Source organism: Citrobacter sp. RHBSTW-00671 (assembly GCF_014103415.1).
Taxonomy (GTDB): domain Bacteria; phylum Pseudomonadota; class Gammaproteobacteria; order Enterobacterales; family Enterobacteriaceae; genus Citrobacter.
This window is the reverse complement of sequence record NZ_JABXPR010000001.1, coordinates 4,643,504-4,658,797: the sequence shown is the minus strand read 5'-3', so window position 1 is coordinate 4,658,797 and position 15,294 is coordinate 4,643,504. Positions and strand designations below refer to the sequence as shown.

13 protein-coding genes are annotated in these 15,294 nt (G+C 53.2%); 5 read left to right on the top strand and 8 right to left on the bottom strand.

Going from position 1 to position 15,294, the window contains the following annotated elements:
- The first annotated feature begins 16 nt into the window (after positions 1-16).
- The 4 genes from HV261_RS22315 (at position 17) to folA (ending at position 3,418) form a co-directional block, all read left to right on the top strand.
- Positions 17-250 (top strand): YgdI/YgdR family lipoprotein, encoded by a 234-nt coding sequence (locus HV261_RS22315; RefSeq protein ID WP_202039530.1) that lies wholly within the window; start codon positions 17-19, stop codon positions 248-250.
- 104 nt (positions 251-354) lie between these two features.
- Positions 355-885: a glutathione-regulated potassium-efflux system oxidoreductase KefF gene (gene kefF, locus HV261_RS22310; protein WP_048212726.1), complete on the top strand. Its 531-nt coding sequence runs from the start codon at positions 355-357 to the stop codon at positions 883-885.
- Positions 878-2,740 carry a glutathione-regulated potassium-efflux system protein KefC gene (gene kefC, locus HV261_RS22305; RefSeq protein ID WP_202039529.1) on the top strand — a complete coding sequence of 621 codons (1,863 nt, stop codon included), beginning with the start codon at positions 878-880 and terminating at the stop codon, positions 2,738-2,740. Before kefF ends, kefC begins: the two co-directional genes overlap by 8 nt.
- 198 nt (positions 2,741-2,938) lie before the next feature.
- Positions 2,939-3,418, top strand: a complete 480-nt coding sequence (gene folA, locus HV261_RS22300) for a type 3 dihydrofolate reductase (protein ID WP_003018873.1) — start codon at positions 2,939-2,941, stop codon at positions 3,416-3,418.
- 98 nt (positions 3,419-3,516) lie between these two features.
- On the opposite strand, the gene apaH is transcribed toward folA, so the two are convergent.
- Genes apaH through lptD form a run of 6 tightly spaced genes read right to left on the bottom strand, consistent with a single transcriptional unit; the run spans position 3,517 to position 10,262 of the window.
- Positions 3,517-4,365, bottom strand: coding sequence for a bis(5'-nucleosyl)-tetraphosphatase (symmetrical) ApaH (apaH, locus tag HV261_RS22295; RefSeq protein WP_137383753.1), 849 nt, complete (start codon positions 4,363-4,365; stop codon positions 3,517-3,519).
- Between the two features lie 10 nt (positions 4,366-4,375).
- On the bottom strand, positions 4,376-4,753 hold the full coding sequence (gene apaG / locus HV261_RS22290) for a Co2+/Mg2+ efflux facilitator ApaG/CorD (RefSeq protein ID WP_003018867.1): 378 nt from the start codon (positions 4,751-4,753) through the stop codon (positions 4,376-4,378).
- A gap of 2 nt (positions 4,754-4,755) precedes the next feature.
- Positions 4,756-5,577: a 16S rRNA (adenine(1518)-N(6)/adenine(1519)-N(6))-dimethyltransferase RsmA gene (gene rsmA / locus HV261_RS22285; protein ID WP_048212723.1), complete on the bottom strand. Its 822-nt coding sequence runs from the start codon at positions 5,575-5,577 to the stop codon at positions 4,756-4,758.
- A complete protein-coding gene (gene pdxA / locus HV261_RS22280) occupies positions 5,570-6,562 on the bottom strand; it encodes a 4-hydroxythreonine-4-phosphate dehydrogenase PdxA (RefSeq protein ID WP_202039528.1) in 993 nt (330 codons plus the stop codon). The genes rsmA and pdxA overlap by 8 nt, the downstream gene beginning before the upstream one ends.
- A complete protein-coding gene (gene surA / locus HV261_RS22275; RefSeq protein ID WP_202039527.1) occupies positions 6,562-7,848 on the bottom strand; it encodes a peptidylprolyl isomerase SurA in 1,287 nt (428 codons plus the stop codon). The genes pdxA and surA overlap by 1 nt, the downstream gene beginning before the upstream one ends.
- A 53-nt stretch (positions 7,849-7,901) precedes the next feature.
- Positions 7,902-10,262: an LPS assembly protein LptD gene (lptD, locus tag HV261_RS22270; RefSeq protein WP_202039526.1), complete on the bottom strand. Its 2,361-nt coding sequence runs from the start codon at positions 10,260-10,262 to the stop codon at positions 7,902-7,904.
- 450 nt (positions 10,263-10,712) lie between these two features.
- Here lptD and djlA point away from each other — a divergent pair, with 450 nt between their 5' ends.
- The gene (gene djlA, locus HV261_RS22265) at positions 10,713-11,528 is read left to right on the top strand and encodes a co-chaperone DjlA (protein ID WP_202039525.1); all 816 of its coding nucleotides are present in this window, start codon (positions 10,713-10,715) and stop codon (positions 11,526-11,528) included.
- Between the two features lie 84 nt (positions 11,529-11,612).
- On the opposite strand, the gene rluA is transcribed toward djlA, so the two are convergent.
- Positions 11,613-12,272 (bottom strand): bifunctional tRNA pseudouridine(32) synthase/23S rRNA pseudouridine(746) synthase RluA, encoded by a 660-nt coding sequence (gene rluA / locus HV261_RS22260; protein WP_137383748.1) that lies wholly within the window; start codon positions 12,270-12,272, stop codon positions 11,613-11,615.
- A gap of 11 nt (positions 12,273-12,283) precedes the next feature.
- Complete coding sequence (gene rapA, locus HV261_RS22255) at positions 12,284-15,190, bottom strand: RNA polymerase-associated protein RapA (protein WP_202039524.1); 2,907 nt, start codon at positions 15,188-15,190, stop codon at positions 12,284-12,286.
- Positions 15,191-15,294 lie beyond the last annotated feature (104 nt).

The window sequence follows — 15,294 nt, the reverse complement described above, 5'->3', positions numbered from 1 at the left end:
AAGCAGGGAGAACACCATGCAAAAACATATTCTGATCACCTCCATTTTTACCGCCGCAGCACTGTTTACCGTTGCCGGTTGCTCCTCAAACCAGGCGGTTAAAACCACCGACGGTAAAACGATCGTCACCGATGGCAAACCGCAAGTGGATGAAGATACGGGCCTGGTCTCGTATAAAAACGCGGAAACCGGTAAGACGGAACAAATTAACCGCGATCAAGTGAAAGATATGAGCGAACTCGACAACTAATTCAGTTTTCTCCATTCAGCTACTCAATAATATTGACTTTTAGCCTGCTGATTAACTGACTAAACTCACTGGTATTACAATAATGCAGTGATCGCAGGCTAATCATGATTCTCATCATTTATGCACATCCCTATCCGCAGCATTCGCATGCGAATAAGCGGATGCTTGAGCAGGTAAGGACACTGGAGGGTGTAGAGGTTCGTTCGCTCTACGAACTCTATCCCGATTTCAATATCGATATCGCCGCAGAACAGGACGCGCTGTCACGTGCGAGCCTGATTATCTGGCAACATCCTATGCAATGGTACAGCACACCTCCGTTACTCAAACTGTGGATGGATAAGGTCCTCTCCCACGGCTGGGCGTATGGTCACGGCGGTACCGCGCTGCATGGCAAACACCTGATGTGGGCAGTAACCACTGGCGGCGGTGAAAACCACTTTGATATCGGTTCCCACCCCGGTTTTGACGTGCTTTCCCAGCCTTTACAGGCCACGGCGTTGTATTGCGGACTCAAATGGCTGCCACCGTTTGCCATGCACTGTACGTTCATCTGTGATGATGAAACGCTACAGGCGCAGGCGCGCCACTATAAACAACGTCTGATGGAATGGCAGGAGGAACACCATGGATAGCCATACGCTGATACAGGCGCTGATTTATCTCGGTTCGGCGGCACTGATTGTGCCCATCGCCGTGCGGCTGGGTTTAGGGTCGGTGCTGGGCTATCTCATCGCCGGGTGCATTATCGGTCCGTGGGGCTTGAGGTTGGTGACGGACGCCGAATCTATCCTGCATTTTGCGGAAATCGGTGTGGTGCTGATGCTGTTTGTTATTGGTCTGGAGCTGGATCCACAGCGTCTGTGGAAGCTGCGGGCCTCGGTGTTTGGCGGCGGTGCATTGCAGATGGTGGTCTGTGGCGGGCTGATTGGCCTGTTTTGTATGTTCCTTGGGCTGCGCTGGCAGGTGGCGGAGCTGATCGGTATGACGTTGGCGCTTTCATCCACTGCGATTGCGATGCAGGCAATGAATGAACGTAACCTGATGGTTTCGCAAATGGGGCGTAGCGCGTTTGCCGTGCTGCTGTTCCAGGATATCGCGGCCATTCCGCTGGTGGCGATGATCCCATTGCTGGCAGCGAGCGGTGCATCGACAACGCTGGGGGCATTTGCGCTGTCGGCGCTTAAAGTGGCGGGGGCGCTGACGCTGGTGGTGCTGTTAGGGCGTTATGTCACGCGTCCGGCATTGCGTTTTGTCGCCCGCTCGGGCCTGCGAGAAGTGTTCAGCGCCGTCGCGCTGTTCCTCGTTTTCGGCTTTGGTTTGCTGCTGGAAGAGGTCGGGTTATCAATGGCGATGGGCGCGTTTCTGGCGGGCGTTCTGTTGGCGAGCTCTGAGTACCGTCATGCGTTGGAAAGCGATATTGAGCCGTTTAAGGGCCTGCTGTTAGGGCTGTTTTTCATCGGCGTGGGCATGTCTATCGATTTCGGTACGCTGATTGATAACCCCTTGCGTATTATTGTTCTGTTGGTCGGTTTCCTGGTAATTAAAACTGTGATGCTGTGGCTTATTGCCCGGCCATTACAGGTGCCGGGTAAGCAGCGTCGCTGGTTTGCCGTATTATTAGGGCAGGGCAGTGAATTTGCTTTCGTGGTATTTGGCGCGGCGCAAATGGCGAACGTGCTCGATCCCGAATGGGCGAAAGCGCTGACGCTGGCGGTGGCATTGTCGATGGCGGCGACACCGATTTTACTGGTTGTCCTGACGCGTCTGGAAAAATCCGCTACCGGTGAAGAACGTGAAGCAGATGAAATTGATGAAGAACAACCGCGGGTCATCATCGCCGGATTTGGACGCTTTGGCCAGATAACCGGTCGTCTGCTGCTGTCGAGTGGTGTCAAGATGGTGGTCCTTGATCACGATCCGGATCACGTTGAGACGTTGCGCAAATTTGGTATGAAGGTTTTCTATGGTGATGCGACGCGTATGGATCTGCTGGAGTCTGCAGGAGCAGCCAAAGCGGAAGTGATCATTAATGCCATCGACGATCCCCAAACCAGCCTGCAACTGACCGAGATGGTGAAAGATCACTTCCCGCATTTGCAAATTATTGCCCGTGCGCGCGATGTGGATCACTACATCCGTCTGCGCCAGGCCGGGGTGGAAATGCCGGAACGTGAAACTTTTGAAGGAGCATTAAAAACCGGGCGACTGGCGTTGGAAAGTCTCGGGCTTGGGCGCTATGAAGCGCGTGAGCGAGCCGACGTCTTCCGGCGCTTCAATATATTGATGGTTGAGGAGATGGTGAAAGGCGAAGATGACGCGATTTCGCGTGCGGCTGTTTATAAGCGTACCAGCGCAATGCTGAGTGAAATTATTGCCGAAGATCGTCAACATTTATCGTTAATTCAACGCCATGGCTGGCAAGGCACGGATGAAGGTAAACATACGGGCGACACCGCCGATGAGCCGGAAGTAAAACCGTCAGCATAAGGTAAAAAGTGTGATGTTCTGCAAACTTTACTGCTAGTTGGCTGTTTTTGAACGACTGTAATGCTGGGAGTCCACTCAGAATTCACGGACTCGCCAGCAGAACAGAAAATTTTCCTGCACATCTTCCTTTGGCTAGTCGACGAAAGATTGCGCTTTCCGTATAGTGGCGACAATTTTTTTGTATCCGGGAAATAATCAATGATCAGTCTGATTGCGGCGTTAGCGGTAGATCGCGTCATCGGTATGGAGAACGCCATGCCGTGGAACCTACCTGCCGATCTCGCCTGGTTTAAACGTAATACCTTAAACAAACCGGTTGTCATGGGGCGCCATACCTGGGAATCCATCGGGCGACCGCTGCCTGGGCGTAAAAATATCGTCATCAGCAGCAAACCCGGCACCGACGATCGCGTGCAGTGGGTGAAGTCTGTTGATGAGGCGATTGCAGCCTGTGGCGATGAACCTGAAATCATGGTGATTGGCGGCGGGCGCGTGTATGAGCAGTTCCTGCCGAAAGCGCAGAAACTGTATCTGACGCATATTGATGCGGAAGTTGAAGGGGATACGCATTTCCCGGACTACGAACCGGATGACTGGGAATCGGTGTTCAGTGAATTCCACGATGCCGACGCGCAAAACTCCCACAGCTACTGCTTCGAGATTCTGGAGCGTCGTTAATCATGTCACTGCCGGATGGCGCTGCGCTTATCCGGCCTACAGGGTGACATATGCGTAGGCCGGATAAGGTGCGAGCACCGCATCCGGCAGACGACTTATCAGGCGTTGACCGCCTCGCCGGGGTCCAGATTCAAATGGCGATTTGATGGTTGTACAAAGTACTGTTTGTCTTCCCAGCGCAGACAGGTGAGATCTCCCCCCCAACAGCAACCCGTATCCAGCGCGTAAATACCTTCCGGCGTGCCTTTGCCCTCCAGCGATGCCCAGTGCCCGAATGCAATACTGTAGGCTTCACTGACCGGTCCAGGAATGGCAAACCACGGCTTCAGCGGGGCTGGCGCATCTTCTGGCGACTCTTTACTGTACATATCCAACTGACCGTTGGGGAAGCAGTAACGCATGCGGGTAAACGCGTTAGTAATAAAGCGCAAACGGGCCAGCCCCGTCAGCTCCGGCGTCCAGTTGTTCGGCATGTCGCCGTACATCGCATCAAGGAAAAACGGATAAGAGTCACTCGACAGCACGGCTTCTACGTCCCGTGCGCAGTCTTTCGCGGTCTGCAAATCCCATTGAGGGGTAATGCCAGCGTGCGCCATGACCAGTTTTTTCTCTTCGTCTACCTGCAGCAGAGGCTGACGACGAAGCCAGTTGATTAATTCGTCAGCATCCGGCGCTTCGAGCAACGATGTGACTCTGTCTTTGGGTTTATTACGGCTGATGCCGGCAAACACGGCCAGCAGGTGTAAATCGTGATTACCCAATACCAGGCGCACGCTGTCGCCCAGCGATTTCACATAGCGCAGGACGTCCAGCGATCCTGGCCCACGCGCGACCAAATCGCCGGTGAGCCATAAGGTGTCTTTTCCAGGGGTAAAGTCTACTTGATGCAGCAATGCTGCCAGTTCATCGTAGCAACCATGAACGTCGCCAATCAGGTATGTTGCCATAGAAATTGTTTTAATGAATGAGTGTTGGAACGGCAAGTCGGAATACGGGAATATCGATAGTAAAGGCGATACCCTGCTCATCGATCATTTCGTAATGACCCTGCATGGTGCCCAGCGGCGTTTCAATAACGGCGCCGCTGGTGTACTGGTACTCTTCGCCAGGTTCGATGTGAGGCTGAACGCCAACCACACCTTCACCCTGAACTTCGGTTTCGCGCCCATGACCATTGGTTATCAACCAATAACGCCCCAACAGCTGCACTGGCGCTCGCCCCAAATTGCGGATAGTCACGGTATAAGCAAAAACGTAACGTTCATCATCAGGTGAGGATTGCGCCTCAATGTAGACGCTTTGTACCTGAATACACACTCGGGGCGAATTGATCATGCTTAACTCTCCTTCGAAGGCGCGTTTTCTGACAGATAGTTAGCCATCCGGCAGTATTGCGCGACAGAGATATTTTCCGCTCGCATTGCCGGGTCAATGCCCAACTCTGTCAGTACTTCAACGCTGAACAGATTACCGAGGCTATTACGTACCGTTTTACGGCGCTGATTAAACGCTTCGGTGGTAATGCGGCTCAGGACGCGAACATCTTTAACCGGGTACGGCATCGTCGCGTGAGGGACCAGGCGTACAACGGCGGAATCTACTTTCGGTGCTGGTGTGAAAGCCGACGGTGGAACTTCGAGCACCGGGATCACATTGCAGTAATATTGCGCCATGACGCTTAATCGACCATACGCTTTACTGTTTGGCCCTGCAACCAGACGATTGACCACCTCTTTTTGCAACATGAAATGCATGTCGGCAATGGCATCAGTATAGGTAAAAAGATGGAACATCAGCGGTGTGGAGATGTTGTACGGCAGGTTGCCAAATACGCGCAGCGGCTGACCCATCGTTTGTGATAGCTCACCGAAGTTCATGGTCATGGCATCTTGCTGATAAATAGTCAGCTTTGGCCCTAAAAACGGGTGTGTTTGCAGACGCGCAGCCAGATCGCGGTCCAGTTCGATGACCGTGAGCTTGTCCAGACGTTCGCCTACTGGCTCGGTCAATGCAGCAAGGCCCGGACCGATTTCGACCATTGCCTGACCCTTTTGCGGGTTGATAGCAGAGACAATACTTTCGATCACAAACTGATCGTTGAGGAAGTTTTGCCCGAAACGTTTACGGGCTAAATGGCCCTGATGGACTCGATTATTCATTGGTATTAACAATCATTTTGATGGCGAGATTAAGCGCCGTAATAAAACTGCCGACATCTGCTTGCCCACGACCCGCCAGTTCAAGTGCGGTGCCGTGATCAACGGATGTGCGAATAAAGGGTAGGCCCAGCGTGATATTCACTCCGCGACCAAATCCCTGGTATTTTAGCACGGGGAGGCCCTGATCGTGGTACATTGCCAGCACGGCATCCGCGTGGTCGAGATATTTGGGCTGAAACAGGGTATCTGCAGGCAGTGGACCGTTTAATTTCATCCCTTGCGTACGCAGTTCATCCAGTACCGGGATGATGGTGTCTATTTCTTCCGTCCCCATATGACCGCTTTCTCCCGCATGCGGGTTCAGGCCGCAAACCAGAATATGCGGATCGATCAGGCCAAATTTGGTGCGTAAATCATGATGCAGAATGCCGATCACTTCCCGCAATAATGCCGGGGTAATGGCGTCAGCAACGGCTTTAAGCGGCAGATGTGTGGTCGCCAGAGCAACACGCAGCTCTTCCGTCGCCAGCATCATCACGACTTTCTTCGCCTGTGAGCGGTCTTCAAAAAACTCAGTATGCCCGGTAAACGGCACGCCAGCGTCATTGATCACGCCTTTGTGAACGGGGCCGGTTATCAGCGCGGCAAACTCGCCCTGTAGACAACCATCGCAGGCGCGAGCCAGCGTGTCGACCACATATTGCCCATTCTCTACCGTCAGTTGACCCGCGACGACAGGCGCGCGCAGCGCAACCGGCAATAGCGTCAGCGTACCGGCTGATTGTGGTTTGGCTGGGATATCTGGAGAGTAGGGTAGGAGCGAGAGCGGTAAACCGAGCATGGCTGACCGGTCACGGAGTAGCGTGGCATCAGCACAAACAACGAGTTCTACCGGCCACTCGCGCTGTGCAAGCTGGACCACAAGGTCCGGACCAATCCCGGCAGGTTCGCCGGGAGTGATCACAACACGTTGAGTTCGAGTCATTAGTTGCTCAGAATTTTAACGTACGCACTGGCGCGCTGTTCCTGCATCCAGGTCGCTGCTTCTTCCGAGAATTTACGGTTCATCAGCATACGGTAAGCTTTGTCTTTCTGCGCCGCGTCAGTTTTATCAACGTTACGCGTATCCAGCAGCTCGATCAGATGCCAGCCGAAGGAAGAGTGCACCGGGGCGCTCATCTGACCTTTGTTCAGGCGGGTCAGCGCATCGCGGAAAGCAGGATCGAAAATATCGGCTGCAGCCCAACCCAGGTCACCGCCCTGGTTTGCTGAACCCGGATCCTGAGAGAACTCTTTTGCTGCTGCTGCAAAGGTCGTTTTACCGCTCTTAATATCAGCTGCAATTTGTTCCAGTTTCAGGCGAGCCTGTTGATCGGTCATGATCGGCGACGGTTTCAGCAGAATATGGCGGGCATGAACTTCAGTCACGGAGACGCTCTGGCTCTGGCCACGCATGTCGTTGACTTTCAGAATATGGAAGCCGACACCTGAACGAATTGGGCCAATGATATCGCCTTTTTTCGCGGTGCTTAACGCCTGAGCAAAGATACCTGGCAGTTCCTGAATACGTCCCCAGCCCATCTGGCCGCCTTTCAGCGCCTGCTGGTCAGCAGAATAGGTGATGGCCAGCTTGCCAAAATCGCTACCGCTACGCGCTTCGTCAACCACAGAACGCGCCTGGCTTTCCGCCTGGTTAACCTGATCTGACGTTGGGTTTTCCGGTAACGGAATCAAAATGTGGCTCAGGTTCAGCTCAGTGCTGGCATCATTTTGGTTGCCAACTTGCTGCGCCAGGGCATCAACTTCCTGTGGCAGGATCGTGACGCGACGGCGAACTTCATTATTACGCACTTCAGAGATGGTCATCTCTTTACGGATCTGGTTGCGATAGGTCGAATAACTCAGACCATCCTGAGCCAGACGGCTGCGCATTTGATCCAGCGTCATATTGTTCTGTTTGGCAATGTTGGCGATGGCCTGATCTAACTGCTCATCAGAGATTTTTACGCCCATCTTCTGACCCATCTGCAGAACGATTTGATCCATAATCAAACGTTCCAGGATCTGATGACGCAGCGTGGCATCGTCCGGTAATTGCTGACCTGCCTGACCCGCATTCAGTTTTACTGACTGCATTAAGCCATCGACGTCGCTTTCCAGAACGACGCCGTTATTGACGACGGCTGCGACTTTATCGACTACCTGTGGGGCAGCGAAACTGGTATTCGCGACCATGGCGATACCGAGAAGCAGCGTTTTCCAGTTCTTCATACTTTTTCCATTTCAATTAACCGCAATGCGGATTACGTTGTAAATCAATCAGATCATAAAGAGCTTTGATACGGCAAAATGTTCGAACGCAGCATCTGGTTGGTGCCAAGGCCATAGTTAGAGCTCAGGCCGCGCAGTTCGATATTAAAGCCGATCGAGTTGTCATATACCGCGTGTTTCTGGGTGTCATCCCAACCATTCAGCTTACGTTCGTAGCCGACGCGAATGGCATAACAGCAGGAGTTGTACTGCAAGCCCAGCATGGAATCCGCCACTTTGTTCACATTGGTATCGAAGTAGTAAGCTCCGACGATTGACCAACGCTCAGCGATCGGCACGCTCGCCACTGCACCCACCTGAGAAATCCCGTTTTTATACTGATCTGCCGTAGAGTAATACGACGGCAGTGTTGCCTGGATATATTCCGGGCTGGCATAGCGGTAGTTCAACTGCAGCATACGGTTTTCGTCGCGACGGTACTCGATGCTGCTGCTGCTGGTGGCGATACTGTCCAGACGTGTGTCGTACTGGATCCCACTGCGTAAACCCCAACGATCGGAGATGCGCCAGTAGGTATCGCCAGCCCATACCAGTGAACCGGTTTTGTCGTCATTCTCCCATTTAATGTTGTCATCGCCAGTGCGAGACTCGGTGAAATAGTAGATTTGACCCACAGAAATATTAAAACGTTCAACGGCCGCGTCATCATAAACGCGAGATGTGACACCTGTCGTTACCTGGTTTGCGGAGGCAATACGGTCCAGGCCGCCATAGGTGCGGTCACGGAACAGGCCGCTGTAGTCAGATTGCAGCAGGGAAGAGTCATAGTTATAGATATGACTTTGGTTGCGATACGGCACATATAAATACTGCGCACGCGGCTCCAGTGTCTGGGTATAGCCTGGCGCCAGCATTTCCATATCACGTTCGAAGACCAGCTTACCGTCAACTTTGAACTGCGGCATGACGCGGTTAGCGGAATCGTCGAGCTTATTTACGTTACTCGGATTGTTGTTATACCAGTCCAGATTGGTCTGCTGGTAATGCGTCGCCATCAGCTTCGCTTCAGTGTTGATACTTCCCCACTGATTGGATAGCGGCAGATTGATGGTCGGCTCAAGGTGAACACGCGTCGCTTCCGGCATGTCGTCATTGGTATTGACGAAATGCACCGCCTGTCCATAAATACGGGTATCAAATGGACCGACGTCATTCTGATAGAAGTTGACGTCTAACTGTGGCTGAGCGGAATAACTGCTGTTGTTCTGATCGTCAAAAACCTGGAACTGTTTGGTGGAGACTGTCGCATCAAAGTTTTGCACCGCATAGCCGACGCTGAATTTCTGTGTCGCATAACCGTCGGTACTGGAACCGTACTTATTGTCAAAATCATTAAAGTAGCTGGAGTCGCTGACTTTGGTATAGTCGACGTTGAAACGCCACACCTGGTCCATCACACCGGCGTGTTGCCAGTAAAACAGCCAGCGGCGTGAATTATCATCATTCGGATGTTCGTCGTCGTAGACCCGGTCGGAATTCAGGTAGTCGAGTTCCATCAGACCTGCGCCCGCCTGGGTCAGGTAACGGAATTCGTTCTCCCACATCACGCCGCCACGGCGATGCATATAATGCGGCGTAATGGTGGCGTCCATGTTGGGCGCGATATTCCAGTAATATGGCAGGTAGAACTCAAAATAGTTCTTGGTGGAGTATTTTGCGTTCGGGATCAAGAAACCGGAACGGCGCTTATCGCCTACAGGTAGCTGCAAATAGGGGCTGTAAAACACCGGAACCGGGCCCAGTTTAAAACGGGCGTTCCAGATTTCAGCGACCTGTTCTTCACGGTCATGGATCACTTCACTACCGACGACGCTCCAGGTATTGGAACCCGGAAGACAGGAGGTAAAACTGCCGTTTTCCAGAATGGTGTAGCGATTCTCTCCGCGCTGTTTCATCAGGTCCGCTTTCCCGCGCCCCTGGCGTCCCACCATCTGGTAATCACCTTCCCAGACGTTGGTGTCTTTCGTATTCAGGTTTGCCCAGCCCTTTGGTCCCTTCAGAATGACCTGGTTGTCATCATAATGGACGTTGCCCAGCGCATCGACGGTACGAACGGGAGCGGGTTGACCTTCGGCCTGTTTTTGATGAAGCTGCACTTCATCGGCTTGTAGGCGGCTGTTACCCTGCGCAATATCCACGTTGCCGGTAAACACGGCGTCATCAGGGTAGTTCCCTTTCGCGTGATCGGCATTGATGGTGACAGGTAACTCATTGGTATCGCCCTGCACCAGAGGACGGTTGTAGCTTGGCACGCCCAACATGCACTGTGAGGCGAGATCGGCTGCCAGACCCTGTTGACTATAGAGGGCGGTGGCAATCATGGTGGCCAGAAGAGTGGGAATACGTTTTTTCATACGTTGTATTTATTGTTCCATCATCAGTAGCGTCGCGCGTGACAAACGGTCACAGCCTAACTTATCTCATCTTCACTTCGCTAGTATTAATCCTGCCCATTTTATACCCGTCACCTTTCAAGCTGCATATTCGTTGTCTTCCTCGTTTTCCCCAGTTACCTGCACTGTAAAGCGCCAGGGGATGCCATGAGGGCCATCTTGATCCCTTTTTGGAGGCTGTCTGCGGTTGTGCAAATTCGTGCCAGACGAATTTGTCCCTGCGTAGCCGCCTTGTCGTAACTCGAAATCCAACGGGTATAGCGTTTGTGGTGTTAGGCACGGCATTGAATGACAGGTATGATAATGCAAATTATAGGCTATGTCCCACAATTGACCGCAGCCGTAAAACGGTAAAAGCACCTTATATTGTGGGACATAGCCTGGCCAAGAGCATAAAGATTTGGGGAATGTATGCAGTATTGGGGAAAGATTATTGGTGTGGCCGTGGCCTTAATGATGGGCGGCGGCTTCTGGGGTGTGGTGTTAGGCCTGTTAGTTGGCCATATGTTCGACAAAGCCCGCATGCGCAAAATGGCATGGTTCGCCAACCAACGAGAGCGTCAGGCGCTGTTTTTTGCCACCACTTTTGAGGTGATGGGGCATCTGACTAAATCCAAGGGACGTGTTACTGAGGCGGATATTCATATCGCCAGCCAGTTGATGGACCGCATGAATTTGCACGGTGATTCGCGTACTGCGGCGCAACATGCTTTCCGCGTGGGAAAATCAGACAATTACCCATTACGTGAAAAGATGCGTCAGTTTCGTAGCGTCTGTTTTGGCCGATTCGATCTGATCCGCATGTTTCTGGAAATTCAAATTCAGGCCGCGTTTGCCGATGGGTCGTTGCATCCTAACGAGCGTGAAGTGCTGTACGTCATCGCTGAAGAACTGGGCATTTCGCGTACCCAGTTTGATCAGTTCCTGCGCATGATGCAGGGTGGGGCGCAGTTTGGCGGCGGATATCAACAGCAATCTGCGGGCGGCGGCTGGCAGCAGGCGCAACGCGGACCCACGCTGGAAGATGCCTGTAACGTGTTGGGGGTAAAAGCAACAGATGATGCGACCACCATTAAGCGCGCCTATCGTAAGCTGATGAGCGAGCATCACCCTGACAAGCTGGTCGCAAAAGGCCTGCCGCCAGAAATGATGGAAATGGCGAAGCAAAAAGCGCAGGAAATTCAAAAAGCTTACGAGCTAATTAAAGAACAGAAAGGCTTTAAATAATCGTTATGCCGCGCCTTATCCGGCCTACGTTGATAACTGTAGGCCGGGCAAGCGAAGCGCCCCCGGCATAAATGGGAACTGAATTTAAAAATCCGCCGGGACTTTAAACGTCATACTGTTGCCGTATTCGGGATGGGTGATGGTTAACATCTCTGCATGCAGCAGCAGTCTCGGTGCCATTGCCAGCGCCTCCGGTGGCGCATAGAAGCGGTCACCCAGAATCGGATGTCCTAACGCCAGCATATGCACGCGTAACTGATGGGAACGTCCAGTAATGGGTTTGAGCACCACCCGGGCGGTATTATCCGCGGCAAACTCCACAACTTCGTATTCTGTTTGCGCGGATTTTCCGGTTTCATAACACACCTTTTGCTTTGGCCGGTTGGGCCAGTCACAAATCAGTGGTAAATCAACCAGCCCCTCGGCAGGTGCGGGATGTCCCCACACCCGCGCCACGTACTGCTTCTTCGGCTCACGCTCGCGAAACTGGCGTTTGAGTTCGCGCTCTGCTGCTTTGGTCAGCGCTACTACAATCACGCCGCTGGTGGCCATATCCAGACGATGTACGGATTCAGCCTGCGGATAGTCGCGCTGAATACGTGTCATCACGCTGTCTTTATGCTCATCCAGGCGACCCGGTACGGACAACAAGCCGCTTGGCTTGTTGACCACCATAATGTGCTCATCCTGGTACAGGATAACCAACCAGGGTTCCTGCGGCGGATTGTAGTTTTCCATCCCCATTTTCAGCTCCGTTACTGATGTGTCACGACGATCAGGCGTAGCGCATCCAGTCGCCAGCCAGCCTGATCGAGGCTTTCCATCACCTGCTGACGGTTGCTTTCTATGGCTGCAAGCTCGTCATCACGGATGTTCGGGTTCACGGCTCGTAGCGCTTCGAGACGCGACAGTTCCGCGGTCAGTTTCTCATCTGCTTCTTTACGTGCTGCATCGATCAGCGCACGGGCCGATTTTTCTACCTGCGCTTCACCGAGTTGCAGAATGGCATGAACATCCTGCTGCACGGCATTGACCAGTTTGCTGCCGGTGTGGCGGTTAACGGCGCTGAGCTGACGGTTAAAGGTTTCGAATTCAACCTGGGCGGCAAGATTATTGCCGTTTTTATCCAGCAGCATGCGTACCGGCGTTGGCGGTAGGAAGCGGTTTAACTGCAGCTGTTTTGGCGCTTGCGCTTCAACAACGTAGACCAGTTCAACCAGCAGAGTACCGACCGGTAATGCTTTGTTTTTCAGCAACGAAATGGTGCTGCTACCGGTATCGCCGGAGAGGATCAGATCCAGACCATTACGGATCAGCGGGTGCTCCCAGGTAATAAACTGCGCGTCTTCACGCGACAGAGCGACATCACGCTCAAACGTAATGGTGCAGCCATCTTCCGGCAGTCCTGGGAAATCAGGCACCAGCATGTGATCGGAAGGTGTCAGCACGATCAAATTGTCGCCACGGTCATCCTGATTAATACCAACGATATCAAACAGGTTCATCGCGAAGGCGATCAGGCTAGTATCGTCGTCTTGTTCTTCAATACTTTCAGCCAACGCCAGTGCTTTTTCGCCGCCGTTAGAGTGGATCTCCAGCAGGCGATCGCGACCTTGCTCCAGCTGTGCTTTCAGCGCGTCATGCTGTTCGCGGCAGGTTTTGATCAAATCGTCAAAGCCATCGGTGTTTTCTGGCTCCGCCAGGTAGCCGATCAGATTGTTATAGACCGTGTCATAGATGGTACGGCCGGTCGGGCAGGTGTGCTCGAACGCATCCAGACCTTCGTGGTACCAGCGCACCAGCACGGATTGCGCGGTTTTTTCCAGGTACGGAACGTGAATCTGAATATCATGCGCCTGACCAATACGGTCCAGACGGCCAATACGCTGTTCCAGCAGATCCGGGTTGAACGGCAGGTCAAACATCACCAGATTGCTGGCGAACTGGAAGTTACGCCCTTCGGAGCCGATTTCAGAACACAGCATTACCTGGGCGCCGCTATCTTCTTCGCTAAACCAGGCGGCGGCGCGGTCACGCTCAATGATCGACATCCCTTCATGGAATACGGCAGCGCGGATACCTTCGCGCTCGCGCAGAACCTGCTCCAGCTGAAGCGCGGTGGTGGCTTTTGCACAGATAACTAATACTTTTTGCGAGCGGTGGCTGGTCAGGTAGCCCATCAGCCATTCCACGCGCGGGTCAAAGTTCCACCAGGTACCGGTATCGCCTTCAAATTCCTGATAAATCTGTTCCGGGTAGAGCATATCGCGTGCGCGATCTTCCGCACTCTTACGTGCGCCCATAATGCCCGAGACTTTGATGGCTGTCTGGTATTGGGTTGGCAGCGGCAGCTTGATGGTATGCAGTTCGCGTTTCGGGAAGCCTTTCACACCGTTACGGGTGTTACGGAACAGCACGCGGCTGGTGCCGTGTCTGTCCATCAGCATCGAAACCAGCTCCTGACGCGCGCTCTGGGCGTCGTCACTGTCGCTGTTCGCTGCCTGTAATAGCGGCTCAATATCCTGTTCGCCAATCATGTCGCCAAGCATGTTTAGCTCATCGTTACTCAGCTTGTTGCCAGCCAGCAGCATGGCAACCGCATCGGCAACCGGGCGATAATTTTTTTGTTCTTCAACGAACTGGGCAAAATCGTGGAAGCGGCTTGGGTCCAGCAGGCGCAAACGCGCAAAGTGACTTTCCATGCCGAGTTGTTCCGGCGTTGCGGTCAGCAGCAGGATACCCGGCACGCGCTCTGCCAGCTGTTCAATGGCCATATACTCGCGGCTGGGCGCATCTTCGCTCCATACCAGGTGATGGGCTTCATCGACAATCAGCAGGTCCCATTCGGCATCACACAGATGCTCCAGACGTTGTTTACTGCGACGGGCAAAGTCCAGCGAGCAGATAACCAGTTGCTCAGTTTCAAACGGGTTGTAGGCATCGTGCTGCGCTTCTGCATAGCGTTCGTCATCGAACAGCGCGAAACGCAGGTTGAAACGGCGCAGCATTTCGACCAGCCACTGGTGCTGTAGCGTCTCCGGGACGATGATCAGCACGCGTTCTGCAGCGCCGGAAAGTAGCTGTTGATGCAATATCATCCCGGCTTCAATGGTTTTACCTAACCCAACTTCATCAGCCAGCAGAACGCGAGGCGCATGGCGACGGCCGACATCGTGGGCGATGTTAAGCTGGTGTGGGATCAGGCTGGTGCGCTGACCGCGCAGACCACTCCACGGCATGCGGTACTGCTCGCTTTGAAATTTACGCGCACGATAGCGCAGTGCGAAGCGGTCCATACGGTCAATCTGGCCAGCAAACAGGCGATCCTGGGGTTTACTGAACACCAGCTTGCTGTCGAGCAGCACTTCACGCAACACGACGCCAGTTTCTTCGGTGTCGAGACGGGTTCCGATATAAGCAAGCAGGCCGTTTTCTTCTTTTACTTCATCGACATGCAGTTGCCAGCCTTCATGGCTTGTTATCGTATCGCCAGGATTGAACATCACGCGGGTCACGGGGGAATCACTGCGCGCATACAGACGGTTTTCGCCCGTCGATGAGAAAAGTAAAGTGACGGTTCGCGCATCCATGGCGACAACGGTACCAAGTCCCAATTCGCTTTCTGTATCGCTGATCCAGCGTTGACCAAGTGTAAAAGGCATATATGTTCGGCTCTATATCTTTAATTGCAGGCAATGCTCGTCATTTTTCGGGCTAGCCCGAGGTTTTGAGAGCATACGACCCCGCTACCAGGCTAATAAATCAG

Bases quoted from the DNA above. Each gene is read 5' to 3' on its own strand.
- HV261_RS22315 (WP_202039530.1), top strand. From the start codon at position 17: ATGCAAAAACATATTCTGATCACCTCCATTTTTACCGCCGCAGCACTG.
- kefF (WP_048212726.1), top strand. From the start codon at position 355: ATGATTCTCATCATTTATGCACATCCCTATCCGCAGCATTCGCATGCG.
- kefC (WP_202039529.1), top strand. From the start codon at position 878: ATGGATAGCCATACGCTGATACAGGCGCTGATTTATCTCGGTTCGGCG.
- folA (WP_003018873.1), top strand. From the start codon at position 2,939: ATGATCAGTCTGATTGCGGCGTTAGCGGTAGATCGCGTCATCGGTATG.
- apaH (WP_137383753.1), bottom strand. From the start codon at position 4,365: ATGGCAACATACCTGATTGGCGACGTTCATGGTTGCTACGATGAACTG.
- apaG (WP_003018867.1), bottom strand. From the start codon at position 4,753: ATGATCAATTCGCCCCGAGTGTGTATTCAGGTACAAAGCGTCTACATT.
- rsmA (WP_048212723.1), bottom strand. From the start codon at position 5,577: ATGAATAATCGAGTCCATCAGGGCCATTTAGCCCGTAAACGTTTCGGG.
- pdxA (WP_202039528.1), bottom strand. From the start codon at position 6,562: ATGACTCGAACTCAACGTGTTGTGATCACTCCCGGCGAACCTGCCGGG.
- surA (WP_202039527.1), bottom strand. From the start codon at position 7,848: ATGAAGAACTGGAAAACGCTGCTTCTCGGTATCGCCATGGTCGCGAAT.
- lptD (WP_202039526.1), bottom strand. From the start codon at position 10,262: ATGAAAAAACGTATTCCCACTCTTCTGGCCACCATGATTGCCACCGCC.
- djlA (WP_202039525.1), top strand. From the start codon at position 10,713: ATGCAGTATTGGGGAAAGATTATTGGTGTGGCCGTGGCCTTAATGATG.
- rluA (WP_137383748.1), bottom strand. From the start codon at position 12,272: ATGGGGATGGAAAACTACAATCCGCCGCAGGAACCCTGGTTGGTTATC.
- rapA (WP_202039524.1), bottom strand. From the start codon at position 15,190: ATGCCTTTTACACTTGGTCAACGCTGGATCAGCGATACAGAAAGCGAA.